Below are 25,063 nucleotides of genomic sequence, written 5' to 3' on the forward strand. Positions count from 1 at the left end.
TGAATTCATTGGCAAACAAGGGATCGCGCGGGATGGTCAAGCGGGTCGAGATCACCGACAAGGCGGCCGAAATGGTGGCGCGCCTTGAGGGCCAGCACGGTGCCCTGATGTTCCACCAGTCCGGCGGCTGTTGTGACGGGTCATCGCCGATGTGTTACCCGGCCGGCGATTTTCGCGTCGGGCCGCAGGACGTGCTGCTGGGGGAGATCGCCGGCTGCAAGTTTTACATCGGAGCCGCCCAATTCGAATATTGGGAGCATACCCAGCTCATCATCGACGTGGTGCCCGGACGCGGGTCGGGATTTTCCGTGGAAGCGCCGGAAGGCGTCCGGTTTTTGACGCGCAGCCGCGTATTCAGCGATGAAGAGGTTGCCGAACTGGAAGCGGCAGGGCCGCCGGCGCGCGCGGCGTAAAACGTCTGCCGGGTCCCGATCACGGCCTGGAAAAGAAAACGTGATCCAGCAAAACGCCGCGGGAGAGTGCTTGATGGTTGGTGCGGTCAGCATCGAATGCGATGATGAGCGCATCGATGACCATGACCACCCGGCGAGGAATGGATGCGACAGCCGCTCGATTGGCGCAAAGTCGGCGCGGTGCTGGCAGGCTTTGGGTTAACAGGCCTGGGCTTGATAAGCCTGGCTATAGCCCAATCGGGGCCCTCGCTGGCGGGACGGGAAGCGTTCGGCGACTGGCATGCCGACAAGCCTGGCCTCACCAGGCATTTGACCGCGGCCGATTTGCCCAAACCGGGCGCTACGTCCTCGGTCGCCAATGGCCCGCGATCGGTTCCGCGACCGGTCTCCGCGATTCCACAGGTGCCGGCCGGATTCAAGGTAGAGCTGTTCGCCGATGGATTGAGCGGTCCGCGCATCATGCGGGTCGCTCCCAATGGCGACGTCTTCGTCGCGGAAACCCATGCGGATCGGATTCGCGTCCTGCGCGCCCCGGACGGCGGCTCAAAGCCGACCGTCAACGAGGTCTACGCCAGCGGCCTGAACCGGCCGTTCGGGATCGCGTTTTTTCCGAGCGGTGACAATCCGCGATGGGTCTATGTCGCCAACACCGACAGCGTGGTTCGCTTTCCCTACCGGCCGGGCGACCTCAAGGCGTCCGGCAAGCCCGAAATCGTCGTCGCGGAATTGCCCCGCGGCGGGGGTCATTGGACCAGGGATATCGCCTTCACCCGCGACAACAGGCGGATGCTGATATCGGTCGGCTCTGCGAGCAATGATGCCGAAGGAATGAGGGCTCCGCCGGGAGGCCTGCCATCGTGGAGCGATCAGCATCCGCTGGGCGCAAGCTGGGGCGATGAGACCGATCGCGCCGCGGTGCTGGCCTTCGATCCCGACGGAAAGAATCCCGGCATTTTTGCCACCGGTATTCGCAACTGCGTCGGTCTCGCCATTCATCCCGTCACCGCGGACGTGTGGTGCTCGACCAATGAGCGCGATGGTCTGGGGGATGATCTTGTCCCTGATTATGTCACCCGGGTGCGTGAAGGATCCTTTTATGGATGGCCCTGGTTTTACATCGGCGACCATCAGGACCCACGTCACGCCGGTGAACGCCCTGATCTGAAGGGCAGGGTCACCATTCCCGACGTCCTGATCCAGCCGCACTCGGCTTCTCTTGGTTTGACATTCTATAACGGCAACGCCTTTCCAGCCGAATACCGCGGCGATGGTTTTGCCGCCGAGCATGGCTCATGGAACAGATCCAGGCGCACAGGCTACAAGGTCGTTCGCATCCGTCTCAAGGACGGTATCCCGACCGGCGCCTATGAGGATTTCGTCACCGGATTCGTGGTCAATGACTCCGAGGTGTGGGGACGTCCGGTGGGCGTTGCTGTGGCTCACGACGGCGCGTTGCTTGTCTCGGAGGACAGCAACGGCACCATCTGGCGAATTACCCATTAGGGTTGCTTCGATCGCTCAAACCCTTGCCGATTTGGACAACCGCTGGGGCGAATGGCCGGGTGTCATTTCATTTTGCTGGTCACTCGATTCGGGCGTTCCCGCCCTTGGCGTCAATGGAACCGATAATCGACAAACCAGACCTTCAGAGCGCCAATCAAATGAGGCTTGCCCGCCGAGTTGCGATTCAATGCTCGTGATCAGGCTTTTGGTTCCAAAACCCCTGGATTCCGGCTTTCGAACCAAAGGTCCGCCGGCTTCTTCCCATGACAAGACGAGATCGTCTGCCTCGACCTGCCATATGATCGACAATTGTCCCGACACGGTAGAGAGCGCGCCGTATTTCGCGGAATTGGTGACCAGTTCGTGCAGGGCCAGGGCCAATGTCTGCGCCGTTGTGGGCTGCAATTGAACCTCGGAACCGCAAATCTTGATCTGGCCGCCGACGGAATAGGGTGCCAGTTCCTCGACAATAAGCTTTTTGATTTCGGCACCCTGCCAGCTCGACAGCGAGAGAATGGTATGGACCCGGGCGAGGGCATTGATGCGTCCTTCCACCGCCTGAACATAGGCTTTGACATCGCCGGCGCGCGTCAATCGAACGATCGATTGGGCAAGGGCCAATGCATTTTTGGCGCGATGATCGACTTCCCGGGTCAACAGATTCTGACGTTCCTCCGCGCGTTTTCGTTCGGTAATATCGACGGTCACGCCGCTGACACGGACAACGCGACCATCCTTGTCGAGCGTCGCCGCCGCCGTTCCAACGCACCAGCGAATCTCGCCGTCGGGCCGATTGATACGAAACTCCGCTTCATAGGATCGGGCGCCCTTGGCGAACTGGACCATCGCCCTGCGCAGCTCGCCAATATCATTTCGATGAAGCAGGGCCTGAACGGACGCGGGCGTCACCACGAAGGTTTGCGGATCAACGCCGAAAATCTGATGTTGCCCTTCGTCCCACATCCAGTCCCCGTTGACCCAATCCCAATCCCAGGACCCCATTTTGCCGGCCGCGATAGCCAGGCTGCGGCGCTGTTCGCTCTCGACAAGTCTGGATGTCGATTCTTCCAGCTCCGCGGTTCGGGCACGAACGCGATGCTCAAGTTCCGCATTGAGCCGCTCCAGCTGCCTGGTTTTGCGATATAGTTCCGCGAACACCTTTATCTTTGCGCGCAATACCTCCGGTACCACCGGCACCGGCACATAGTCGACCGCGCCCATTTCGTAGCCACGCAGGCGATCGAGATCGCTGACCTGAATGGCGGAAATGAAAATCATCGCCGTCTTCTGAAAGCGGGGATGATCGCGGATCATGGCGGCGAGCTCGAACCCGTCGAGTTCCGGCATGCAGACGTCCACCAGGATGACGGCAACTTCGTTCTTGAGAAGATATTCCAGCGCTTCACGGCCGGACGCGGCGACGACGAGATTTTCGCCGAGGTCCTTTAGAATAACCTCGTAGGCCAGCAGCTTCGCCGGCTGATCGTCGACCAGAAGGATATTTACCTTTTCATGGTCCATCATCGTGTGCACCATCAGCGGTGTAGCCACATGCGTATGGCGAGAAGCAATTGCTCGGTATTGACGGGCTTGGCGAGATAGTCGGAAGCGCCTGCCTCCAGGCATTTCTCCCGATCCCCCTTCATGGCTTTCGCGGTGAGAGCGATGATCGGAAGCCGGCGGAATGACGGGTTTTCGCGAATGACCCCCATGGTCTGGTAACCGTCCATTTGCGGCATCATGATATCCATCAGAACGATGGCGATCTCGGGATTCGAGTTCACCAAGGCTACGGCCTCGCTCCCAGTCGTGGCCGTGAGGACTCTCATGCCGCGCCGCTCGAGCACACTGCTCAACGCGAAGATGTTGCGGGCATCGTCGTCCACCAGCAATGCAGTCCTGCCCACCAGATCCTCGTCGGAACTGTTGAGCTTTTCGAGCATTCGCTGCTTCTCGATTGGCAATTCCGTGATCACACGGTGGAGAAACAGCGACGTTTCGTCGAGCAGACGTTCCGGCGACTCCACCCCCTTCACCACGATGCTTCGTGCCATGGTGTGGAGTTCCGCATCTTCTTCGACCGAAAGTTCGCGCCCGGTGAACACGACCACGGGCACATTGGACAGTGAGTCATCACTGCGGATTCGGTCCAGCACTTCGAAACCGCTCATGTCAGGCAACCGCAAATCCAGTACCACGCAATCGCACGGATTGTCCCGCAACGCCGAGAGCGCGCCGGCGCCGGTGTCGGTGGTAACGATCTCGATGTCCTTGTGATCCAGAAGCTCCCGGATACTTAGCTGCTCGGCCGCGTTATCTTCGACGATCAGCAGGCGCTTGCGGCGCGGTCTGGCGTATTCCTTGATCTGGGACAGCGCCGCGCTGACACCTTCGGTCGTCGTCGGCTTGTTGACGAATGAGAACGCGCCTCGCGCCAGCGCATGCTGGCGGTCCTCGTCCAGCGTAATGATCTGGACCGGAATATGCCGCGTCAGGGGATTGTGTTTGAGCTGGCTGAGGACTGTCCAGCCAAGCATGTCGGGCAGGAACACGTCGAGCGAGACCGCTGCGGGCTGGAACTGTTTGGCAAGATCAAGCGCCTCGGCGCCCAGCGCGGCGATCAGCACCTTGAACCCCTTGTCGCGTGCCAGATCGATCAGCACACGCGCATAATGCGGATCGTCTTCCACGATCAGAAGAATAGTATCTCCCGGCTCGAGGTTCAGCCGATCGTCCGCCAATTGTTCGATCACCCGCTCTTGTGCAGGCACCTGCAGTACCGGCGTTGCGCCATGGGAGGTTGCGGCATGGACTCGCGGCGCCACCGTCGGTCCGGAGTATTTCAGCGGCAGATAGAGCACGAACGTACTGCCCTGGCCGGGCGTACTGCGCAGGTGGATCTCGCCGCCGAGCAGGCTCGCGAGCTCGCGGCTGATGGCGAGCCCGAGACCGGTGCCGCCATATTTTCGGCTGGTGCCTGCGTCGGCCTGTTGAAACGCCTCGAAGATCAGCTTCTGCTTTTCAAGCGGAATGCCGATTCCGGTATCGGACACCTCGAAGGCGATAACGGCCGGCGAGTGATTGAGAACCGGATGTTCGGCGCTCCAGCCGCCGAGGGCTGCCGAGACGCCGAGGCGAACCCCGCCCTCGGCCGTGAACTTGAAGGCGTTCGACAGCAGGTTCTTCAGCACCTGCTGCAGGCGTTTCGAATCGGTGACGATGCTGCGCCCCAAACTGGGGTCGACCTCGATGGTGAATGACAATTGGCGGTTTTCCGCCTCATGCCGGAACGGACGCCCAACGGTATCCAGCAGATTGGCGGTGAGGATTTCCTCGGCATCCACCGTCACGGTACCGGACTCGATCTTGGACAGATCGAGAATGTCGCTGATCAGATTGAGCAAGTCAGTGCCGGCGCCGTGAATGGTACGGGCGAATTCGACCTGCTTCGCCGACAGATTGCCGTCCGGATTTTCGGTGAGCTGCTGGCCCAGGATCAGGATGCTGTTGAGCGGTGTGCGCAGCTCGTGCGACATGTTGGCAAGGAATTCCGACTTGTATTTCGATGTCAGGGAAAGTTCCGTGGCTTTTTCCTCAAGCGCGCGTCGCGCCTGTTCGATTTCCTGGTTCTTTCGTTCCACTTCAACGTTGCGTTCGGCCAGCTGCTGAGCTTTTTGCTCAAGCTGTTCGTTGGTCTGCTGCAGTTCTTTCTGCTGCGTCTGCAATTCGCCGGCGAGCTGCTGGGATTGCTTGAGCAGACCTTCCGTCTGCATCGTCGCCTCGATGCTGTTGAGCACGATGCCGATGCTGTCGGTGAGCTGTTCCAGAAAGGTCATTTGCGAGGTCGTGAATGAACTGACCGAGGAGAGTTCGATGACGGCTTTGACCTGGTTCTCGAACAGAACCGGAAGCACGACCAGATTCTTCGGCATCACCCGCAGCAGCGCCGAATTGATCGGGACCGCATCGAGCGGAATGTCCGACACCAGCCGCTGGCGTTTGTCCATCGCGCATTGTCCGATCAGGCCCTCGCCAAATTGCACGGATTGCGGATGAGGATTGGCCCCATCGCCGGCATAGGCCGATAGCAGATGCAGGCGGGGATTGTCTTCGTTCTCAACCTGATAAATGACGCCCATATGGGCGTTCACCAGCGGCGTCAGCTCGGTCAACAGCAGCCGGCCGACGGTGGTAAGGTCGCGCTGGCCCTGCAGCATGTTGGTGAATCTGGCCAGGTTCGTCTTCAGCCAGTCCTGTTCGGTGTTGACGTCGGTGGTCAGCCTGAGATTGCCGATCATGGTGTTGATGTTGTCTTTGAGCTCCGCGACCTCGCCGCGGGCGTCGACCTGGATCGAGCGCGTCAAATCGCCCTTGGTGACGGCGGTTGCGACCTCGGCGATCGCGCGCACCTGAGAGGTCAGGTTGGCGGCCAAAAGGTTGACGTTGCCGGTCAGATCCTTCCAGGTGCCGGCCGCGCCGGGCACATTGGCTTGACCGCCAAGGCGGCCTTCCACACCCACTTCGCGCGCCACGCTGGTGACTTGATCGGCGAACGTCGCCAGCGTCTCGGTCATGTTGTTGATGGTGTCCGCGAGGGCCGCGACCTCGCCCTTCGATTTCACGGTCAGGTTCTGTTTCAGGTCGCCGTTGGCGACCGCCGTCACCACCTTGACGATGCCGCGCACCTGCTCGGTCAGGTTGGCCGCCATGAAGTTGACGGTGTCGGTCAGGTCCTTCCAGGTGCCGGCCACGCCGGGAACCTGCGCCTGTCCACCGAGCTTGCCTTCGGTGCCGACCTCGCGCGCGACCCGTGTCACTTCGCCCGCGAAGGCGTTCAACTGATCGACCATCGTGTTGATGGTATTCTTGAGTTCGAGAATCTCGCCCTTGACGTCGACGGTGATCTTGCGCGACAGGTCGCCGCGCGCGACCGCGGTGGTGACTTCGGCGATGTTGCGGACCTGTGTTGTCAGATTGGCTGCCAGCAGGTTGACGTTGTCGGTGAGGTCCTTCCAGGTGCCGCCGACCCCGGGGACCACGGCCTGGCCGCCAAGCCGTCCCTCGGTGCCGACCTCGCGCGCCACGCGTGTCACTTCGGCCGCGAACGAGCGCAGCTGCTCCACCATCGTATTCAAGGTATCCTTCAGCAGCAGAATTTCGCCGCGCACGTCGACCGTAATCTTCTTGGAAAGGTCGCCGCCCGCGATCGCGGTCGCCACTTCGGCGATGTTGCGGACTTGCGCGGTCAGGTTGGAGGCCATGAAGTTGACGTTGTCGGTGAGGTCTTTCCAGGTGCCTGCCACTTCCGGTACCTCGGCCTGACCGCCCAGCTTGCCTTCGGTGCCCACTTCGCGCGCGACGCGCGTGACTTCGGAAGCGAAGGCGTTGAGCTGGTCGACCATCGTGTTGATGGTGTTCTTGAGTTCGAGGATTTCACCCTTCACGTCGACGGTGATCTTGCGCGACAGGTCGCCGCGCGCGACCGCGGTGGTGACTTCGGCGATGTTGCGGACCTGAGCGGTCAAATTGCCGGCCATCGAGTTCACGCTGTCGGTCAGATCCTTCCAGGTGCCGGCCACACCGGGCACGTTGGCCTGGCCGCCGAGGCGGCCTTCGGTTCCGACCTCGCGCGCCACGCGCGTCACCTCGCCGGCAAACCGGTTCAGCTGGTCGACCATCGTGTTGAGGGTTTCCTTGAGCTGCAGGATTTCGCCGCGCACGTCCACCGTGATCTTGCGGGAAAGATCGCCACCGGCGATGGCGGTTGCCACCTCAGCGATGTTGCGAACCTGCGCCGTCAAATTGCCGGCCATCGAGTTCACGCTGTCGGTCAGGTCTTTCCAGGTGCCGGCCACGCCGGGCACCTCGGCCTGGCCACCGAGCTTGCCGTCGGTGCCGACCTCGCGCGCGACGCGGGTCACCTCGCCGGCAAAGGCGTTGAGCTGGTCGACCATGGTGTTGAGCGTTTCCTTCAACTGCAGGATTTCGCCCGACACGTTCACGGTGATTTTCTTCGACAAATCGCCCTTCGCCACCGCGGTGGCCACTTCGGCGATGTTGCGGACCTGGCCGGTCAGGTTGGAGGCCATCGAGTTGACGCTGTCGGTCAGATCCTTCCAGGTGCCGGCGACGCCGCGCACCAGCGCCTGACCGCCGAGCTTGCCTTCGGTACCGACCTCGCGTGCGACGCGCGTCACCTCGCCGGCGAAGGCGTTGAGCTGATCGACCATGGTGTTGATGGTGTCTTTCAGCTCGAGAATCTCGCCGCGCACGTCGACTGTGATCTTCTTCGACAGGTCGCCATTGGCGACCGCGGTGGTCACTTCGGCGATGTTTCGAACCTGAGCCGTCAGGTTGCTGGCCATCGAGTTGACGCTCTCGGTCAGATCCTTCCAGGTGCCGGCGACGCCGAGCACGTTGGCCTGGCCGCCCAACCGGCCGTCGGTACCGACTTCGCGCGCGACGCGGGTCACCTCGCCAGCAAACGCGTTGAGCTGGTCGACCATGGTGTTGAGCGTTTCCTTCAACTGCAGGATTTCGCCCGACACGTTCACGGTGATTTTCTTGGAGAGGTCGCCGCCTGCGATCGCGGTGGCGACATCGGCGATGTTGCGCACCTGGGCGGTCAGGTTGGAGGCCATGAAGTTGACGTTGTCGGTGAGGTCCTTCCAGGTGCCGGCGACGCCGGGGACCTGGGCCTGGCCGCCGAGCTTGCCTTCGGTGCCGACTTCGCGCGCGACGCGCGTGACTTCGGATGCGAACGAATTGAGCTGGTCGACCATCGTATTGATGGTGTCTTTCAGTTCCAGAATCTCGCCGCGGACGTCGACGGTGATCTTGCGCGAGAGGTCGCCGCGCGCGACGGCCGTGGTCACGTTGGCGATATTGCGAACCTGGGCGGTGAGGTTGCCGCACATCGCGTTCACGGAGTCGGTGAGATCCTTCCAGGTTCCGGCGACGCCGGGGACGATCGCCTGGCCGCCGAGCTTGCCGTCGGTGCCGACCTCGCGGGCGACACGGGTGACTTCGGAGGCAAAGGAGCGCAGCTGGTCCACCATGGTGTTGATGGCTTCCTTCAACTGCAGAATTTCGCCGCGCACGTCGACGGTGATTTTTTTGGACAAGTCGCCATTGGCAACCGCGATGGTGACTTCGGCGATGTTGCGAACCTGGCCGGTGAGGTTGTTGGCCATCGAGTTCACGCTTTCGGTGAGGTCCTTCCAGACGCCCGTCACTTCCGGGACCTGCGCCTGACCTCCCAACTTGCCCTCCGTTCCCACTTCGCGGGCGACACGCGTCACTTCTGATGTGAACACGCTGAGCTGCTTGATCATCGTGTTGACGATGTTGGCCGATTGTAAAAATTCGCCGCCCAGTGGGCGGCCATCGACATCCAGCTGCACGGTCTGCAACAAGTCGCCTTGCGCGACGGCGGCGACCGCCCGGGTAACCTCGCGCGTCGGCCACAGCAAATCATCGATCAGCGTATTGACCGAGCCCTCCATATCCGCCCACGAACCACCGGGAAGATCGAACTTGACGCGTTGCCGGGTTTTCCCCTCCCGGCCGACGACCTGGCCGACGCGCTCCAGTTGCTGCGCCATTCGCTGATTGGCGGCGACGATCTCGTTGAATGTGTCGGCTATCTTTCCTTCCACTCCCAGATGATCGCCGGTCATTCGGACCGAAAAATCGCCGCCCCGCATCGCCTGGAGGGCGTGTAGCAGATCCTGCAGCGGGTCGGATTGTCCGTTCGCCGCCGCCTTGCGCTTGGCGACCCGGCGCAGAGCTGACGAGGTTCCGGAATCGAGATCACTCATGGCATCCCCCAGTGGAAGTCACGCGACATCTGGCGATACAGGTGAATCAATCTTGAGCCATAGAAGCGCCAGGAAAATGCCAAATCAAGAAAGAAGATTTGACATCAGAGAATTTGGAACTCGGTACCTTCGACCCGAGTCCAATAACGCTTCCAGCGATTGTTGGTTCCGGGGCAAATACGAAAAATATGCCCCGACCTGAAGGGCAAGTCCGGCGGGCATGATCCCCTGCAAACAGATCGTGGTTGCCCAAGCGTATTGTCCAAAAGTCCGGGACCGGCCAAAGCGCTTCCGGATCGGTTTGGCCGGCTTCCTCCGCCGAATAAATTTGTCGGGCGGTGGAACTTTTCCGGTATTCAGCAGCAATGCGAATCGGTCACGTAATGACGGGCGATCGCGTCATCGAGCGCCGACAGCGCCGAGACGAGGGTTGCATTTTCCGCGATGCCTGATCGCATCCGCGACAGCACCTCGTGCCGGACGGCGGGCAGATCGACGCCCAGCACGCGTCCATCCCTGACGATGGTCCGGCCCCCGACGATCACCTCGCGAATGTGCCGTGCGGTGGCGCGCGAGAACAGCAGATCGATGGGGTTAAGATCCTCTCGAATGCCGTCATGATTGAGCGCCGTCCAGTCCAGCAACAGCATGTCGGCCGCCGCACCTGCCTCGATCAGGCCGCCATCCCTGACGTTCGTCACGGCGAAGCGGCCGTTACCGACCGCCGTTTGAACGGCCTGCTCGCGGCTGATGGTGCGGTCGAACCCGGTCCCTGCATGCAGAAAGTAGCCAAGCCTCAATTCACGCAGCGCATCATCGTCGTCGTCGAAGGCCTTGCCGTCGATTCCAAGCGCTACCGTACAGCCGCGCTGCCGCATCGTCGTCAGGGGGGCAACGCCGGAGTGAAGGTGAAGATTGGAACTGGTATTGACGGAAATGGTGACGCCACGCTGCGCCAGCAATTCCAGCTCTTCCGGCGTCGCCCATACGCAATGCGCCAGCGTCAATCGGGGCGACAGCAGGCCGATGTCGTCGAGCATGCGCACGACGCCGCCGGGATAGTTGGCATCGGCCCATTGCCGCTGATACTTCGTTTCCAGGAGGTGCATATGGACGCGGCGGCCGGTGCGATGCGATGCTTCGGCCACGGCTCGCAGCAATTCATCGCTGCACCATTGCACGCCGTTGGGTCCATATTGAACGTTGAATCCCGGTCCGTCCGCTGCCGCCGCGACGTCATCGACCAGTGCCATGTAGTCGCGCGGCGACAGTAGCTTGTATATCAGGCGCCGTCCGACTTCGGCGCGGGCTTCCGGCGGAAGGGCGGCCAGCAATGCTTCGGAACCGTCATAGACCAGTGGATTGCGATCCTTCATCGACACCGCAAAGCCCGCGCGAACGCCGACGTCGCGTGCCGCGCGCGCGACCTCGGCGGCTTCCGTCGGAAGATCGGTCAATCCCTGTGCGCGCGTGTAATGGACCATCACCGTGCCGGTGCCGCCAAGCGCGCCATTGGCAAAATTCATCGCCGCCGCGAGATAGGGATCCACCGACGGAAACAGCGCGAAATACGGCAGCCATGATTCAAGCGGCCTGGCATCGGCCCCGATCGCGCTGGTGCTCACGGCCCGTCCGTGATCGTGCGCGTTGACCAGTGCCGGCATCGCCAGCAGTCTGTCTTGGGTCGGTGCCGAAGTCGGTTCGATCGAGGCAAAGGTCTCGCCGGCGATGGTGATGGCCTGCGGGCCCGCGAGCGCCCGAGCGGTCCCGATCACATGCGCGCAGGCGACGGTGCGCGAAGGATCGCTTGTCATGGGGCGATCGCCGGCGGCATGCGCTCCGCCTTGGCCGGCAGAAACGCGTGGTCGAAAATGTCGCCGGGATTGGGTAGGCGCGGCAGTTCGAACGACGTCGCGATGGTCGCGATCGCGGATTTCAGCCTGTCATCGCTGACGTCGCCGATGCCGAGTTCACGGGCCTCCGGCGTATCGATCAGGGTCCTGTACACATACAGCAGGCGGCGTCGTTCGATGTCGTTCTTGATCAGCGGCTCTTCGGTCGCCAAGAGGTCGATGGCCGCGTCGGGATTTTCAACCGTTTCCCGCAATGACCGGTTGATGGCGCGCAGCAGGCCTTTGACTGCTTCGGGGTGCTCTCTGGCGAGTTTCGGCGATACCATGATGCCGTTGGAATAAAGGTCGAGACCAAGGTCGGAGTAATACATCCAGCGGAAATCCTTGTCGGGGTCGAGCTTGAGCGAGACCAGATTCATATAGCTGGTCGCGGTAAAAACCGCGACCGAATCGACCTGTCCCTGAAGCAGCATCTGCTCCTGCAGGCTCGGCGACAGCTGGGTGATGGTGATCTTGCTGTAGTCGATGCCGTTTTGTTTGGCCAATAGCGGCAGCAGCTTGAACGAAGCGCCACCGGCGGGTGAGCCGAGCCTGGATCCTTCCAGATCCTTCACGCTCTTGATCGGACCGCCGGCCTTGGTCAGCAGCGCGAAAGGCGCCTTGCTGTAGATCATGTAGACCATCACGGGCGTCTCGCCGGGCTTGGTCGCCGCGTTCTGGATGATGGCGTTGATGTCGCCGAAGCCGGCATCGTAGGCGCCGGACATGATCCGCGTGACCGTGGCGGCCGATCCTTCGCCCTGGTCAATCCGGACATCGAGATTCTCCGCGGCGAAGTATCCCTTGGCCTTGGCCCAATAATACCAGGCGTGAATGCCTTGCAGCTTCCAATCCAGCGTGAACTTGATTTTGACCGGCTCGGCTGCCGCATTGCCGCTGATCACAGAAAGCAGAAGACAGCTTGCCATAGCCAAGGCTGACAGAAGCAGGGCTGACAGAAGTCGGCGCATCCTCTGGTTCTCCGCTGATTCAAGGGGTTCGGGGCCGTGACGCGGGCCGCTCCGGGCGATCGGGATTTTCGGCGTTTGGCGCTGTAACCCGAAACGCAGTCCCAGTGTGCGGTTTGGGAGTGAGCCTTTCAACAGCTAAGAATCTGGCGCAGCGATGCCAAAATGGCCTCACTCGGGCTATTGTTGACTGCCTGTTAGCTAGTCCGGGCTCAATCTATCGGATCGACCTTCGCATTGCGGCTGGTGCGCCAAGATTGTCGATCGGGAATGGACCATGGCGACGGACCAGCGACAGTTCGGTGAGCGCGTCGTATTCGACCGGGGTTACGATGCCCATATGATGGCGATCGATGGTACGTGGCGCCGTGCCTGCAGCGTGCTGGATGTTTCCGAGACCGGCGCCAAAATGACCGTTGAAGGATCCATTGTGGGACTCCCTCTCAAGGAGTTTTTCCTGCTGCTGTCGTCGACGGGCCTGGCCTATCGCCGCTGCGAACTTGCCTGGGTCAATGGCGAGGAAATCGGGGTCAATTTCCTCAAGCACAGCAACAAGAAGAAAAAACGGCCGGGACGCCCCGAATAGGCACGCAATCCCGACGCGAGACGCCGGTCGAAGCCGCGCCTTTGTAGGTGCCATTGGGGTCCCCTGGATGCGCTCGCGTCGGAAGTGCCGCAGGCGGGAACTCAACGCTCTGTTGCACGCGAAGCGGGCAACGGATTGCTAAAACGTCATTCCAATTCTCGCGTGGGCCTAAAATTCAGAACATGGTAACCGAAAATGCGGGAACTCGACGGACTAAATCAATGCTTTAATTACGAACAGGCTAGTCATCTCTGACGACGCGCAATCCGGCATTGGCTGGCTTCGCGTAAACTACGATCAGGATGACGATGCCCCTTGCGACACCAGCAGGTCGGGAAGCTGACTTCGAGACGCGTCTGCGTGGCGAACTCGAGCGCTGGACGGCTGTCACGCCGGCCATGCTTCATTCGATCGACGAGAAGGGCCTGCTGATCTCGGTCAGCGACGCCTGGCTCGCCAAGCTGGGCTATGCGCGCGCCGAGGTTCTGGGACGCCGTTCGTCGGATTTCCTGACCGCGGAATCACGGGAACACGCGGTTCGCGACGTGCTGCCGGAATTCTTTCGGAGCGGCCGCTGCGACAACGTGCAGTACCAGATGGTGTGCAAGGACGGCAGCGTGATCGACGTGCTGCTGTCGGCGGTTCTTGAGGGCGGTTCTCAGGGGTGCGGCCGCACATCTCGCGCTGTCATCACCGACGTGACGGCTTTGAAGCAAACCAGGCGTCAACTTGCCGAGAGCGAAGCGCGCTACCGGGGACTGGTGGAAGACCAATCCGAATTGATTTCTCTCGCGAGCCCTGAGGGCAGGCTGCGCTACGTCAACCATGCCTATGCGTCGTTCTTTGGCAAGCAGCCCGAGGAGATGGTCGGACAGGATCTGTTCGATCTTGTGCCGCCGGACGGTCGCCCCGCGCTTGTGGATCATCTCCGGCGCGTCTGCGCCGCCAGGCACAGCGTCGCGGTCGAGAACCAAGTCGTCATGGCGAACGGCGAAAAGCGATGGCTGGCCTGGACCAACCGGGCGGTGACCGACGGCGATGGCCGCGTCACCGCGATCCATTCGGTTGGCCGTGACATCGAGGAGCGGGTGCGGGCGGAACGGCTCCTGCGGGAGAGTGAAACCCGTTTCCGCTTTCTGGCCGAGAATTCGAGCGACATAATCTCGCTGCTCGCGCGCGATGGCACCCGGTTATATGTCTCCCCGGCCTGCCGCGCCCTGACCGGATACTCGCCTGAGGAAATGCAGACCATGCGGACGGGGGACTCGACGCATCCCGATGATGTCGAGCGGGTCCTGCAGGTTCTGGCCAATGACACCGGTCAGAGCACCGTGACCTACCGCATGGGCCGCAAGGACGGCAGCTACGTCTGGGTCGAGACCTCCTGCAAGCCCGTTGAAATCGACGGCCGGAACGATGTGCGACTGGCGATCGTTCGCGATATCGATGAGAGAGTGCGGGCCGAGCAGAGGCTTCAGGAAAGCGAAAGCCGTTACCGTTTTCTGGCCGAAAATTCGGCCGATCTGATCATTCTGGTGGGGCAGGATGGCAAACGTGTTTATGTGTCGCCGGCATGCGAGAAGATGCTCGGCTTTACGCCCGAGGAAATGCTTGCGGTCAACACCCGAGATGCCATCCACCCCGAGGACGTCGAGCGTGTTCTCACGAATATCCCTTCGGATGAGGCCATGCGGGCCAACCCAGCGATCAGCTACCGCATGCGACGTAAGGACGGTAGTTATGTCTGGGTCGAGACCACCGGGCGGCCCGTGGACATCCAAGGCAACCAGTGGCTGGTCGTTGTCCGCGATATCGAACAGCGCCGGCTGGCAGAGCAGCGTCTGAAAGATAGTGAAGCCCGCTACCGCCTGCTCGCCGACAATAGCAGCGATATGGTGTTTCAGCTGGATCATGAACTGGTGCGCCGATATGTGTCCCCCGCCTGCCGCGAAGTGCTGGGCTACCAACCGGAAGAAATGATCGGTATCAAGCCGGTGAGCATGGCGCACCCACAGGACGCCGCGCGCCTCGCTCTGGTGTTTGAGACCCTGATGAAAGGTCACGCCGATCGCCAGTCGATCATCAATCGTATTCGCCATCGCAATGGCAACTGGATCTGGGCGGAGGCGCAGTTCAGGGCGCTGAAGGATCCCGAAACCGGCGCGACCACCGGCATTATCGGAGCGCTGCGCGACATATCCGTGCGCAAGGCCGTCGAGGACGAACTCGCGGAAGCCAACCGACGCCTCAAAACCCTGGCCGGACAGGACGGTCTGACCGGCCTCGCCAACCGCCGGGCCTTCGACGAAGCTCTGGCCAAGGAGCATCGGCGTAGCAAACGGGAGAAAAAGGCCCTGAGCCTTGTCATGATCGACGTCGATCGCTTCAAGGTCTTCAACGATCGCTATGGCCATCCGGCCGGCGACGATTGCTTGCGGCGGGTTGCGGCGGCGATCGCGGAAACGGCGCTCCGCCCTGGCGACGTCTCCGCGCGCTATGGCGGCGAGGAATTCGCGGTGCTGCTGCCCGATACCGATGAGGCCGGGGCGGCGGTGATTGCCGAGCGCATTCTGCAGGCCGTCCGTGGCCTCAAGATCCGCCATGAAGGCAATGCCAACGGCCTGGTGACGATCAGTGCCGGCGTCGCCTCCCTCGCCTCGGCCGAGTTCGACGGCAAACCGGCGACCCTGATCCAGAACGCCGATCGGGCGCTTTATGGCGCGAAAGACAGCGGCCGCAACGCGGTGATCCGGGCGTCAGCCGTGGCGCCAAGCCGTGTAGTGACAAGCCCGGCCGTGACGAGCCGCCCGAGACAACCGGCGACTAAGCGGCGCCGATAATATCCCGCTTTCTTTCGCGGTTTGCCCACCCATCACGGCCAACCAAGCCGGCCTTCGCACGGCGCTCAAAGTCCATGCTTGACATCGGGCTGGCTGCAGACTGTGTTAGCGCCAGATCTGCGCCCCTCAACGGACCGCGCCGGCCAATCGATTTGCGAAAGCAGCTCGATTCACGACAACAAAAATTGAAAAACTGAAGAGTGGTGGGAGAGAATTAATATGGACCAAATCGACGTAGCCGTTATCGGCACGGGTTGGTGCGGTGGTATTCGGGCCGAGGCGTGTGCGGCTCACCCGCTGGTGGGCGGGGTTCACATCGCCGAGAATCGTCCCGAACGATTGAAAGAGGTTGCGGCTTCGATCGGCGCCAAATCGGCCACTGCCGATTACCGCGCCTTGCTCGACAACAAGGACATTTCGGCGGTTTTCGTCTGCGCGACGCCGGAGACCACGCATTTTCCGATGACGCGGGATTTTTTGCGCGCCGGAAAGCATGTGTTTCTCGAAAAGCCGATCGCGCTCGAACTCGAAGAGGCGGATGAACTGATCTCGATCGCCCGCGCCAACAAGCTGAAATTCACCATCGGCTATTCGCAGCGCTTCAATCCGAAATTCGCCTACGTCAAGAAGTGCATTACCGACGGTACCATCGGCAAGCCCGTCAGCGCGCTGGTGAGCCGGCATATTTCACGCAGCCTCGGCAAGAAGATCAGCGGCCGCGTCAAGCTCTCGCCGGCGGCGATGGAATCGACGCACGATCTCGACTTCGTGCTGTGGTGTCTGGAGCCGGCAAAACCGGTGCGCGTCTATTCGCAGGTGAATTACGGCGTGATGCGCGAGTCGACCGGAAACGACATCCCCGATCTGCAATGGATCACCGTGACCATGGACAGCGGCCTCACCTTCGTGGTCGGCGGTGGCTGGAGCCTGCCGCCCGGCTATCCCAATTTCTCGTCGACCTGGATCGAGATGATTGGCACCGAGGGCGCCTTGATGGTCGACGATACCCATCGCGACGTGATGCTGAACACCGTGAAGAATGGCGCGGTGTTTCCGATGTCGACGATGCCGGGCGAGCCGGTCGGACATGTCTATGCCGGCCCGATGGCGTCCGAAACCGTGCATTTCATCGAAGCGGTGGCTTTGGATCGGCCGGTTCTGGTGACGCCCGAACAGGCGCGTCGTGTCATGGAGCTCTATATCGCCGCCGATCTGTCGGCCGAGCTCAACGAGCCGGTGACGCTTCCGCTTGAGAACAAACGGCCGGCGAGGTTAGCCGCCGGCCTGTAGGGCTTTTATCGACAGACATCATTCGCGGGGTCGCACCGGAAATCTTCCAGTGCGGCTCCGATGTGTGTGCACGCGAACGACGGTCGCCTTGACCAGGGCGACCGAAAAAACGGCGGAGACAAAACCGCCGGACCAAAAAAATCGACGGAGGTTTCATGCCTGCGGATATGACGGCGGCGGATAGCCCGGCGATCGAGCTCGCCGGCGCGAAGCGTACCCACATCCGGTGGTACGTGCTTTTGCTGATCAGCCTGATGTACATGATCACCTATATGGATCGCAGCAATATTTCGATTGCGGCGCCGGCCATTGCCAAGGAGTTCGGTTTCAACAAGACGGAGGTCGCGCTGTTTTTCAGCGCGTTCGCCTGGGCCTATGCGGCGGGCCAGGTTCCCGGCGGCTGGCTCGCCGATTTCTTCGGGCCGAAGCGGGTGCTGCTGGTGATCGTCCCGTTCTGGTCGTTGATGACGGCCGCGACCGCCTGGGCGTCGGGCGCGACGTCGCTGTTCGTGGTCCGCTTCGCGTTTGGTCTGGGAGAAGCCGGCGCCTTTCCAACCGCAAGCCGCGCCATGCAGCTCTGGTTTCCAAAATCCGAGCGCGGATTCGTCCAGGGCATGACCCATTGCTTCAGCCGCCTCGCGATCGCGATCACGCCATTGGTCGCCGTTGTGATCATGAACGCCTGGGGCTGGCGCTGGATCTTCTACATTTTCGCGCTGCTGGGCATCGTCTGGTCGCTGGTTTTCCTCTCCTTCTACCGCAATCGTCCGGAGGATGAGTCCCGCGTCAACGCCGCGGAGCTCGCTTATATTCGCGGGACATTGCCGAACGGCGAGATCAGTCCCATCGCCACGCAGCTGCGGTCCGACGTGCCGTGGCGGGCGATCTTCACCTCGCCGAACATGTGGTTCATCGCGGCGGCCTATGGCTGCTTCTTCTACGGGGCTTATTTCTATGTCAGCTGGTTTCCGACCTATTTGTTGGAGTTTCGTCATCTCTCGCTCAGTTCGGTCGGCTATCTGGCGTCGCTGCCGTTGATCTCGGCCATGCTCGGCGATCTGGCCGGCGGCCTTCTGACCGACCACGTCCTGCGCAAGACCGGCAATTTGCGACTGGCGCGCCGCGTGGTGGCCGCACCCGGTTTGTTGCTGGCCGCTTTGCTCCTGATTCCTGCCGGCACCACCGACAGCGCGATCACGGCGGTGCTTTGCCTGACGGCTTCGAATTTCTTTCTGGAACTGGTGCTGGGCCCGGCCTGGGCGGTACCGATGGACGTTGGCGGCACATCCAGCGGAACGGTTACCGCTGTGATGAATATGGTGGGCGCCATCGGCGCCTCGATTTCCCCGCTGGTGTTCGGCTTTCTGGTAGAGCGGGGCTCCTGGGTCGCGCCGTTCTACGTCACCGCCGGCGTTCTGGCCGCGGGCTCGCTGATCTGGATTTTCCTGATTGATCCCGAAAAGTCCGTTGTCGGTGGCTCCTGATCGAACCCTGGTTGTGCGTGCGGGCGCGGGACCAGGCGATCGCCGACGCCTGTGGCCATATTGGCCGCGGGTGATACTGGCGCTGCCGCCGGCTCTCGCCTAGTATCGCAGCCACAGGTGGCCGAATAATCGAACGCTGGATTGTTCACGAGATCACCGGATAACAGGGGGATAGAGATGCGAAGATCAGCCGTCATTGCTTTTTGTTTCGGATTGCTGGTGCTGCCGGCCGCAGGCCTGGCGCAGCAGCCCGAAAATATCGTGCTGACCGACGAGACCAAGCAGCTGACGCCCCATCTCTGGGCGATCTTCGGCAACCCCAATATCGGGATCGTGGTGGGCAGCAAGGGCACGCTCGTCATTGATACTGGTCTCGGCAGGCGCAACGGCGTCACGGTCGCCGCGGCGGTGGCGAAACTGCGCAAGGGCGGCAATCTGTATCTCGCCACCACCCATTTCCATCCCGAACACGTCACCGGCCAGAGCGGCTTTCCGGCCGGCACGGTGGTGATCCGGCCGACCGTGCAGCAAAAGGAGATCGAAGAATCCGGCATCGGCATGATCGACTTTTTTCGATCGCGCTCCGACGTCAACAAGGAATTGCTGGTCGATGCCGGCATCGACAAGGCCGACATCCTGTTTGACAAGGAGATGACGCTGGATCTCGGCGATGTCACGGTGCGGATGGTGTATTACGGGCCCACCCACACCAATGGCGACATCATCTTTCTTGTCGATCCGGACAAGGCGATGATCTCCGGCGACATCGTGCAAAACAAGTTCGTCATTCTGCCGATCGGAACCCAGACCAACATCCACGGCTGGATCAAGGTCCTCGATCGCGTGGCGGAACTGAAGCCGACGCTGATCCTGCCCGACCACAGCCCACCCGGCGACCTCTCGATGTTGCCCGAGCAGCAGGCCTTCATGACCGATCTTCTGGAACAGGCGCAGGCGGCCAAGAAACAAGGCAAGAGCGTCGAGGACACCGTGAGTTCGCTCAGTGAGGAATTCAAAAAGAAATACGCCGGGTGGCTGCGCCCCGGCAACCTGACGCGCGCGATCACGCAGGCCTACAAGGAAGCCCAGTGAGACGCTGTTCGCAGCGTTAGATTCTCCGCGAGCCGCCATCGGACAGGACCCCAAGATCGGCCCCCCAAGACTCCGGGCCGGTTTTCCGGCACGGTCGCGGCGGATGTCGTGACCCTTTGTCCATGCACAGGCTCGTGAATGGACTTTGCCTGGCTCGCAGCGTCCTATCCCCGCAATCGGACCGGCTGTTATATGGGGAGCAATATGACGCGTACGTTTGTTCTGGCTGCGGGCCTGTTGTGCAGCACATTGGCTCAGGCGGCCGAACCTGTAAAAATCGGCATCACCACCATTCTCTCGGGGCCGATGGCTGACCGGGGACAGTCCGAGCAATATGGCGCCCAACTGGCCCTGGAGAGCATCAATCAGGCCGGCGGCGTGCTGGGACGACCGGTCGCGGCGTTCTATGCCGACAACGCCTGCAAGCCTGAGGTCGGCGTGCCCGCGACAAAGCGGTTGCTCGAACAGGAACATGTCCCGGTCGTGATCGGCGCGCTGTGCACGCCCGTCACCCACGCCATCATGCCCATGATGCAGCAGGCCAAGGTGCCGCTGGTGATCGCGACCTCGGCCGGACAGGATTTCGTCGACGCATCCGGCGTCGGCGGCAATGATTTTGCCTTCAAGACCATTCCCTCGGAAGTGGATATTGAACGCGGCCTGGTGCAGTGGCTGAAATCACAGAATATCAAGTCGATCGCGATTGTGGCCGATGATGGCGAGTTTCAAAAGGCCAATGCCGTTGCCGTCGCCAAGGCTGCGAAGGACGCCGGCATCGGCGTCACCGCCGACGAGACGATCCCGAAGGACACCAAGGATTTCCAAGGCATATTCACCAAGCTGAAAGCCGGTGACCCCGGCGAGGTCGTCGCGATCCTGGCAGGCTCCACGCCCGGATTCTTCGCTGGCTATGAAGCGTCGGGATGGAAAGTGCCGGTGACCGGCCGGTTCGATCTCGCGGGCGCGGCGGCGGCGGTCTCGCCGGCGTTTCGCGATGCGGGCGGTGTGTCGGCGCTGACCGGCGTCGCCGTATTCACGCCGGCGCTGGACAAGCCCGAAGTGCAGGCTTTTGTCGCCGCCTACAAGTCGCGTTACGGACTGGTACCCACGCAACGTTCGTTCTTCGTCTTTGAAGCGACCTACCTGGTGGTCGATGCGATCCGCCGGGCCGGATCCGACCAGCCTGACGCGATCAAGCAGGCGCTGAAGACCACGACGATGCCTTCACGGTTGGGCGGCAGCTATGCTCCCGACGATCACAATCATGCGCATACGCCGCTCCAGATATTGGGATTGCGGGATGGCAAGCCGGTCGTGATCGCTACCGAGTAGGGCCGGGCAAGCTCGTTGCTGCCGGCTCTGCGGCGCGTAGCGCCGCGGGCCGGCCGATCCGCCGCGGCGCATCGACCGGGCAGTTCGCCAGTCGATCGACTTCATCCAGCTCGGCCGCATGCCGGCGGCCCCATTCGCAAAGTGCTGATAGCACCGGCTCGAAGCTGAGGCCGAGCGGCGTTGCGCTGTATTCGACGCGCGGCGGCACCTGACGAAACACCTCGCGATGCACGATCCCGTGCTCTTCCATTTCGCGCAGTTGCTGGATCATCACTTTCTGGCTGACTTCGGGCATCAGCCGCTGCAGCTCCGATAGCCGCAGGGAGCCGTCGAACAAATGATAAAGAATGATCGCTTTCCAGCGCCCCGAAATCACCTTCAAGGCGCGTTCCGCCGGCAGCATCGGCAGGCGCTTGATCGGATCAGGCATACTTACCTCTTGGTCTGTATCGCACGAATTAGTCGGTAATGCGCTTTCTCAACGTACTCTACATAGGCGGCATCCGAAATTTAACAATCGAGGTGCGCGATGAAAGCCGTTCAGATTAACCGCTTCGGCGGTCCGGAAGTTCTTGAGGCGGTCGAGATCCCGACGCCGGTGCCGGGGGCCGGCCAGCTGCTGGTTCGAATTCACGCGATCGGTATCAACTTCGCCGACACACTGATGCGTGCGAACCGCTATGCGATGACGCCACCGCTTCCGGCGATTCTCGGCTCCGAGGCCGCGGGTGTTGTCGCGGCGCTGGGCCCTGATGTCGATGGGTTCGCGATTGGCCAGCGCGTGGCGGCGCCATTATTCGCGGCCGACAGGATGGGCGCATATGCCGAATTTATCGCGATCGACGCCAGCCTGGCGGTGCCCTTGCCTGACGCCGTATCTTTCGAACAGGCGGCCGCGCTGCTCAACCAGGGGCTCACGGCCCTCTATCTCACGCGGCAGGCGCCGCCAAAGGGCAAGACCGTGATGGTCAGTGCCGCCGCCGGCGGGGTCGGCTCCATCCTGGTGCAACTCGCCAAGCGCGCCGGCGCGCGCCGCGTGATCGCGGCTGCCAGCACATCGGCCAAGCTCGATTTCGCGATGTCGCTGGGAGCCGACGCCGGCGTGAATTACACCAGTGCCGATTGGACCGAGGAGCTGCGCCGCGTCACCGAGGGCGTCGGGCCTGACATCATTTATGAATCTGTCGGTGGTGACGTGACAGGAGCCTGTCTCGCAACGCTGGCTCCGAAAGGCCAAATCGTCATCTATGGCGCCTTGAACATCCAAAGCTTTCAACTCGGGGTACCTGAGCTGCTCGGTCTCATCTTCAAGAACCAGTCGTTGACCGGATTCGCCTTTATTCCGCTATTGACGCCAGCCGACATGCGCTCCGGCCTCGCTGCGCTTTTCGAGCTCGTCACCAGAAACGAACTCGTCGTGACAATCGGCGGACGTTATTCCCTGGCTGAGGCATCAAAGGCGCATGGCGCACTGGAAGGTCGGGGAACCACGGGTAAACTCATCCTGACGCCATGACTGAAAAGATCAGACGAAATCTGAATCGATCAGCTGGAAACGGTCAAATCGGACGTCGAGCTCATCGGTATGGAGATCGCGCAGCTGAACCAGCATCGGCGGCCGCAGCCGGGCGGGCACGACCATTCCCGGAAGCGAGGGCAGGCTGTTGTTGACGCCCGCATAGACGAACAGCGAATGCTTCCAGAGCCGGCACGCGGCGCGGGTCAGCGCGTGGACCGGGCCCGATGCGACCTTGGCCTGCGACCGGACAAAGAAGCCGCAGAGCAGGGCGTATCGGATGCCCCTGGTCTTGCGCGACGACGAGATCAACAGCAGGTCGGCGGTGGCATGAACGGCATAATCGCAGGTCGGATCGTCGAGACGGTCGAACAGCATCGCGCCATCCCACTGCAATCCGTTCTCGGTTGCCGGGGTGGAAAATCCGGAAAATAGATCGATCGCGTCATCCCTTGTCATCGATTTGAAGTGACCGGAATATTTCAGCGCTGATCCGCGTGGCCACCAAAATCCAATCCCCGCGCGAATCGGCAGCCGGAGCAGGGGGCCGAGCCTGAGGAAACGCGCATTGAGCAGCGTCGCATTCTCATTCGGCACCGCGAGGATAAAGCGGATATTCTGCGCCACGCACAGGCGCTCGACCTCCTTGTAGATACGGCGGACCAATTGAGGCGAGCGGTAGGCCTGCAGGATAAAGAGATCGACGAGCTGGGTTGTAGATACGAACTCGCCACCCGAACAGACCTTCTGATGCAACAACGCCATTTGGCCGACTTTGACACCTTCGTCGAACACCGACAGGATTGTGCTGCCCTGACCGAAGCTGCGTTCGTAGAGCCACTTCATCCGTTCCGCGGAAAACACCACGTCCTTCGATCCGAACGCTTCGGTCGCGATCCGCGCCGTGACTTCGTAATCGACAGTTTTCTCTTCTGCGACCGTGATCATGAAACAGGTTCGCCTTCGGCCCTCATTGCACGGATGTCGCCGTCCCCGCGAATCTGCCCGCCGGATTTTTCATCATGACCGGCCATTTGCCAATAAGCGAGACATCGCCCTGACGGCTCGGCTCGGGCGCCCACGGTTCTATTCCCCGACGCCGGCGGGCCGGACGGCGGCTTCCTGGATCGGCTTCCTGGGTCTCTTGCGAGGGCGGCGGCGAGCCACCATCTGACATCGGAAGGAACTGACCATGCTGGATTTTACCAACGACAGCTCGGGCGGCGAGCCCTCATCGCAAGCCGTCAAACAGGACGCGATCAGCGACCAGGCCCTGCTCGATGCCTATTCGAACGCGGTCATCGACGTCACCGAACGCGTCGGTCCCGCGGTGGTCCGTGTGGAAACTGGCTCGAAAACCCCCGGCGCGCGCGAGCGCGGCGGGCTTGGCTCCGGGATCGTGATCTCGCCTGATGGATTGGTGCTGACCAACAACCATGTGGTCGGATCGTCGCGGCAGATCAGGCTGCGCGACAATGAGGGCATCGTCACCGAAGCGCGCGTCCTTGGCGTCGATCCCGACACCGATCTGGCCTTGCTGCGCGCCGATGGCGCGCGGGAATTGCGCTACGCCTCGCTCGGCAACTCCAAGAGCCTGCGCCGCGGCCAGCTGGTCGTCGCGATCGGCAATCCCCTGGGCTTTGAGTCGACCGTGACGGCCGGCGTGGTGTCGGCGCTGGGCCGCTCGATCCGCTCGGTGAGCGGCCGCACCATCGAGGACGTCATCCAGACCGACGCCGCGCTCAATCCCGGCAATTCCGGCGGCGCGCTGGTGTCATCAGCGGCCGAGGTGATCGGCATCAACACCGCGATCATCAGCGGCGCGCAGGGCATCTGTTTCGCGGTCGCCAGCAATACCGCGCAATTCGTGTTGTCCGAGATCATCCGCCACGGCTATGTCAGGCGCGCCTATATCGGCGTGTCGGGTCAGACCGCGCCGATTCCAAGACGCCACGCGGTCGCCGCCGGCGTCGACAACAAGATGGGCGCCCTGCTGGCGCAGATCGAGCCGGACGGGCCGGCGGCGCGCGCCGGTCTATTGCCCGGCGATGTCGCAATCAGGCTCGACGGCGTCGACATCCATGGCGTCGACGACCTGATCCGCGCCCTCGACCGCGACCGGATCGATCGCACGCTCGAAATGGAGGTGCTGCGCATGGGCCGGCTGCGGACCATCGACATCCATCCGATCGAGCGCAAGCCGTCCGCCCGGCAGGGGTCAGCCCCCTAAGAGTCTGACCGAAAAAATATCCAACATTTTCAGGCTCTTTCTAACCGCATGAAAATGACTTGCTTTTTCGTCATGGCCGGGCTTGTCCCGGCCATCC

At 61.8% G+C, this 25,063-nt stretch carries 16 protein-coding genes; 10 read left to right on the top strand and 6 right to left on the bottom strand.

Annotation, left to right across the window (positions count from 1 at the left end; all coding sequences use genetic code 11):
- The first annotated feature begins 32 nt into the window (after positions 1–32).
- Both ABR948_RS00735 and ABR948_RS00740 read left to right on the top strand, forming a co-directional pair.
- Positions 33–413, top strand: coding sequence for a DUF779 domain-containing protein (locus tag ABR948_RS00735; RefSeq protein WP_428113295.1), 381 nt, complete (start codon positions 33–35; stop codon positions 411–413).
- 144 nt (positions 414–557) lie between these two features.
- Positions 558–1,916, top strand: coding sequence for a PQQ-dependent sugar dehydrogenase (locus tag ABR948_RS00740; protein ID WP_428113257.1), 1,359 nt, complete (start codon positions 558–560; stop codon positions 1,914–1,916).
- A gap of 15 nt (positions 1,917–1,931) precedes the next feature.
- Here ABR948_RS00740 and ABR948_RS00745 read toward each other — a convergent pair whose 3' ends face one another.
- From ABR948_RS00745 to ABR948_RS00760, 4 genes are all read right to left on the bottom strand, one after another.
- On the bottom strand, positions 1,932–3,437 hold the full coding sequence (locus ABR948_RS00745; RefSeq protein WP_428113297.1) for a sensor histidine kinase: 1,506 nt from the start codon (positions 3,435–3,437) through the stop codon (positions 1,932–1,934).
- A gap of 14 nt (positions 3,438–3,451) precedes the next feature.
- Positions 3,452–9,736, bottom strand: coding sequence for a HAMP domain-containing protein (locus ABR948_RS00750; protein ID WP_428113259.1), 6,285 nt, complete (start codon positions 9,734–9,736; stop codon positions 3,452–3,454).
- Between the two features lie 356 nt (positions 9,737–10,092).
- Positions 10,093–11,550 (bottom strand): amidohydrolase family protein, encoded by a 1,458-nt coding sequence (locus tag ABR948_RS00755; RefSeq protein WP_428113261.1) that lies wholly within the window; start codon positions 11,548–11,550, stop codon positions 10,093–10,095.
- Positions 11,547–12,599, bottom strand: coding sequence for an ABC transporter substrate-binding protein (locus ABR948_RS00760; RefSeq protein ID WP_428113262.1), 1,053 nt, complete (start codon positions 12,597–12,599; stop codon positions 11,547–11,549). The genes ABR948_RS00755 and ABR948_RS00760 overlap by 4 nt, the downstream gene beginning before the upstream one ends.
- Before the next feature lie 274 nt (positions 12,600–12,873).
- Here ABR948_RS00760 and ABR948_RS00765 point away from each other — a divergent pair, with 274 nt between their 5' ends.
- From ABR948_RS00765 to ABR948_RS00790, 6 genes are all read left to right on the top strand, one after another.
- Positions 12,874–13,182: a PilZ domain-containing protein gene (locus ABR948_RS00765; protein ID WP_428113264.1), complete on the top strand. Its 309-nt coding sequence runs from the start codon at positions 12,874–12,876 to the stop codon at positions 13,180–13,182.
- 308 nt (positions 13,183–13,490) lie between these two features.
- Positions 13,491–16,022: a sensor domain-containing diguanylate cyclase gene (locus ABR948_RS00770; RefSeq protein ID WP_428113266.1), complete on the top strand. Its 2,532-nt coding sequence runs from the start codon at positions 13,491–13,493 to the stop codon at positions 16,020–16,022.
- A gap of 219 nt (positions 16,023–16,241) precedes the next feature.
- Complete coding sequence (locus ABR948_RS00775; protein ID WP_428113269.1) at positions 16,242–17,312, top strand: Gfo/Idh/MocA family protein; 1,071 nt, start codon at positions 16,242–16,244, stop codon at positions 17,310–17,312.
- Between the two features lie 155 nt (positions 17,313–17,467).
- Positions 17,468–18,796 (top strand): MFS transporter, encoded by a 1,329-nt coding sequence (locus ABR948_RS00780; RefSeq protein WP_428113271.1) that lies wholly within the window; start codon positions 17,468–17,470, stop codon positions 18,794–18,796.
- A 177-nt stretch (positions 18,797–18,973) separates the two neighbouring features.
- Entirely contained in the window at positions 18,974–19,888 is a 915-nt protein-coding gene (locus ABR948_RS00785; RefSeq protein ID WP_428113274.1) for an MBL fold metallo-hydrolase, read from the top strand.
- Positions 19,889–20,092: 204 nt separating this feature from the next.
- A complete protein-coding gene (locus ABR948_RS00790) occupies positions 20,093–21,220 on the top strand; it encodes an ABC transporter substrate-binding protein (RefSeq protein ID WP_428113275.1) in 1,128 nt (375 codons plus the stop codon).
- Here the strand turns inward: ABR948_RS00790 and ABR948_RS00795 are convergent.
- On the bottom strand, positions 21,210–21,650 hold the full coding sequence (locus tag ABR948_RS00795; protein ID WP_428113277.1) for a winged helix-turn-helix transcriptional regulator: 441 nt from the start codon (positions 21,648–21,650) through the stop codon (positions 21,210–21,212). The genes ABR948_RS00790 and ABR948_RS00795 overlap by 11 nt on opposite strands.
- A 99-nt stretch (positions 21,651–21,749) precedes the next feature.
- On the opposite strand from ABR948_RS00795, the gene ABR948_RS00800 reads away from it, so the two are divergent.
- The gene (locus ABR948_RS00800; protein WP_428113279.1) at positions 21,750–22,736 is read left to right on the top strand and encodes a quinone oxidoreductase family protein; all 987 of its coding nucleotides are present in this window, start codon (positions 21,750–21,752) and stop codon (positions 22,734–22,736) included.
- 9 nt (positions 22,737–22,745) lie between these two features.
- On the opposite strand, the gene ABR948_RS00805 is transcribed toward ABR948_RS00800, so the two are convergent.
- Positions 22,746–23,684: a hypothetical protein gene (locus tag ABR948_RS00805; RefSeq protein WP_428113281.1), complete on the bottom strand. Its 939-nt coding sequence runs from the start codon at positions 23,682–23,684 to the stop codon at positions 22,746–22,748.
- 244 nt (positions 23,685–23,928) lie between these two features.
- Here ABR948_RS00805 and ABR948_RS00810 point away from each other — a divergent pair, with 244 nt between their 5' ends.
- A complete protein-coding gene (locus ABR948_RS00810; RefSeq protein WP_428113283.1) occupies positions 23,929–24,966 on the top strand; it encodes a S1C family serine protease in 1,038 nt (345 codons plus the stop codon).
- Positions 24,967–25,063 lie beyond the last annotated feature (97 nt).

It is taken from the genome of Bradyrhizobium sp. (assembly GCF_050014615.1).
Lineage (GTDB): Bacteria > Pseudomonadota > Alphaproteobacteria > Rhizobiales > Xanthobacteraceae > Bradyrhizobium.

Coding starts and splice junctions, on each gene's coding strand:
- ABR948_RS00735 (WP_428113295.1), top strand. CDS start 33: ATGGTCAAGCGGGTCGAGATCACCGACAAGGCGGCCGAAATGGTGGCG.
- ABR948_RS00740 (WP_428113257.1), top strand. CDS start 558: ATGCGACAGCCGCTCGATTGGCGCAAAGTCGGCGCGGTGCTGGCAGGC.
- ABR948_RS00745 (WP_428113297.1), bottom strand. CDS start 3,437: ATGGACCATGAAAAGGTAAATATCCTTCTGGTCGACGATCAGCCGGCG.
- ABR948_RS00750 (WP_428113259.1), bottom strand. CDS start 9,736: ATGAGTGATCTCGATTCCGGAACCTCGTCAGCTCTGCGCCGGGTCGCC.
- ABR948_RS00755 (WP_428113261.1), bottom strand. CDS start 11,550: ATGACAAGCGATCCTTCGCGCACCGTCGCCTGCGCGCATGTGATCGGG.
- ABR948_RS00760 (WP_428113262.1), bottom strand. CDS start 12,599: ATGCGCCGACTTCTGTCAGCCCTGCTTCTGTCAGCCTTGGCTATGGCA.
- ABR948_RS00765 (WP_428113264.1), top strand. CDS start 12,874: ATGGCGACGGACCAGCGACAGTTCGGTGAGCGCGTCGTATTCGACCGG.
- ABR948_RS00770 (WP_428113266.1), top strand. CDS start 13,491: ATGCCCCTTGCGACACCAGCAGGTCGGGAAGCTGACTTCGAGACGCGT.
- ABR948_RS00775 (WP_428113269.1), top strand. CDS start 16,242: ATGGACCAAATCGACGTAGCCGTTATCGGCACGGGTTGGTGCGGTGGT.
- ABR948_RS00780 (WP_428113271.1), top strand. CDS start 17,468: ATGCCTGCGGATATGACGGCGGCGGATAGCCCGGCGATCGAGCTCGCC.
- ABR948_RS00785 (WP_428113274.1), top strand. CDS start 18,974: ATGCGAAGATCAGCCGTCATTGCTTTTTGTTTCGGATTGCTGGTGCTG.
- ABR948_RS00790 (WP_428113275.1), top strand. CDS start 20,093: ATGACGCGTACGTTTGTTCTGGCTGCGGGCCTGTTGTGCAGCACATTG.
- ABR948_RS00795 (WP_428113277.1), bottom strand. CDS start 21,650: ATGCCTGATCCGATCAAGCGCCTGCCGATGCTGCCGGCGGAACGCGCC.
- ABR948_RS00800 (WP_428113279.1), top strand. CDS start 21,750: ATGAAAGCCGTTCAGATTAACCGCTTCGGCGGTCCGGAAGTTCTTGAG.
- ABR948_RS00805 (WP_428113281.1), bottom strand. CDS start 23,684: ATGATCACGGTCGCAGAAGAGAAAACTGTCGATTACGAAGTCACGGCG.
- ABR948_RS00810 (WP_428113283.1), top strand. CDS start 23,929: ATGCTGGATTTTACCAACGACAGCTCGGGCGGCGAGCCCTCATCGCAA.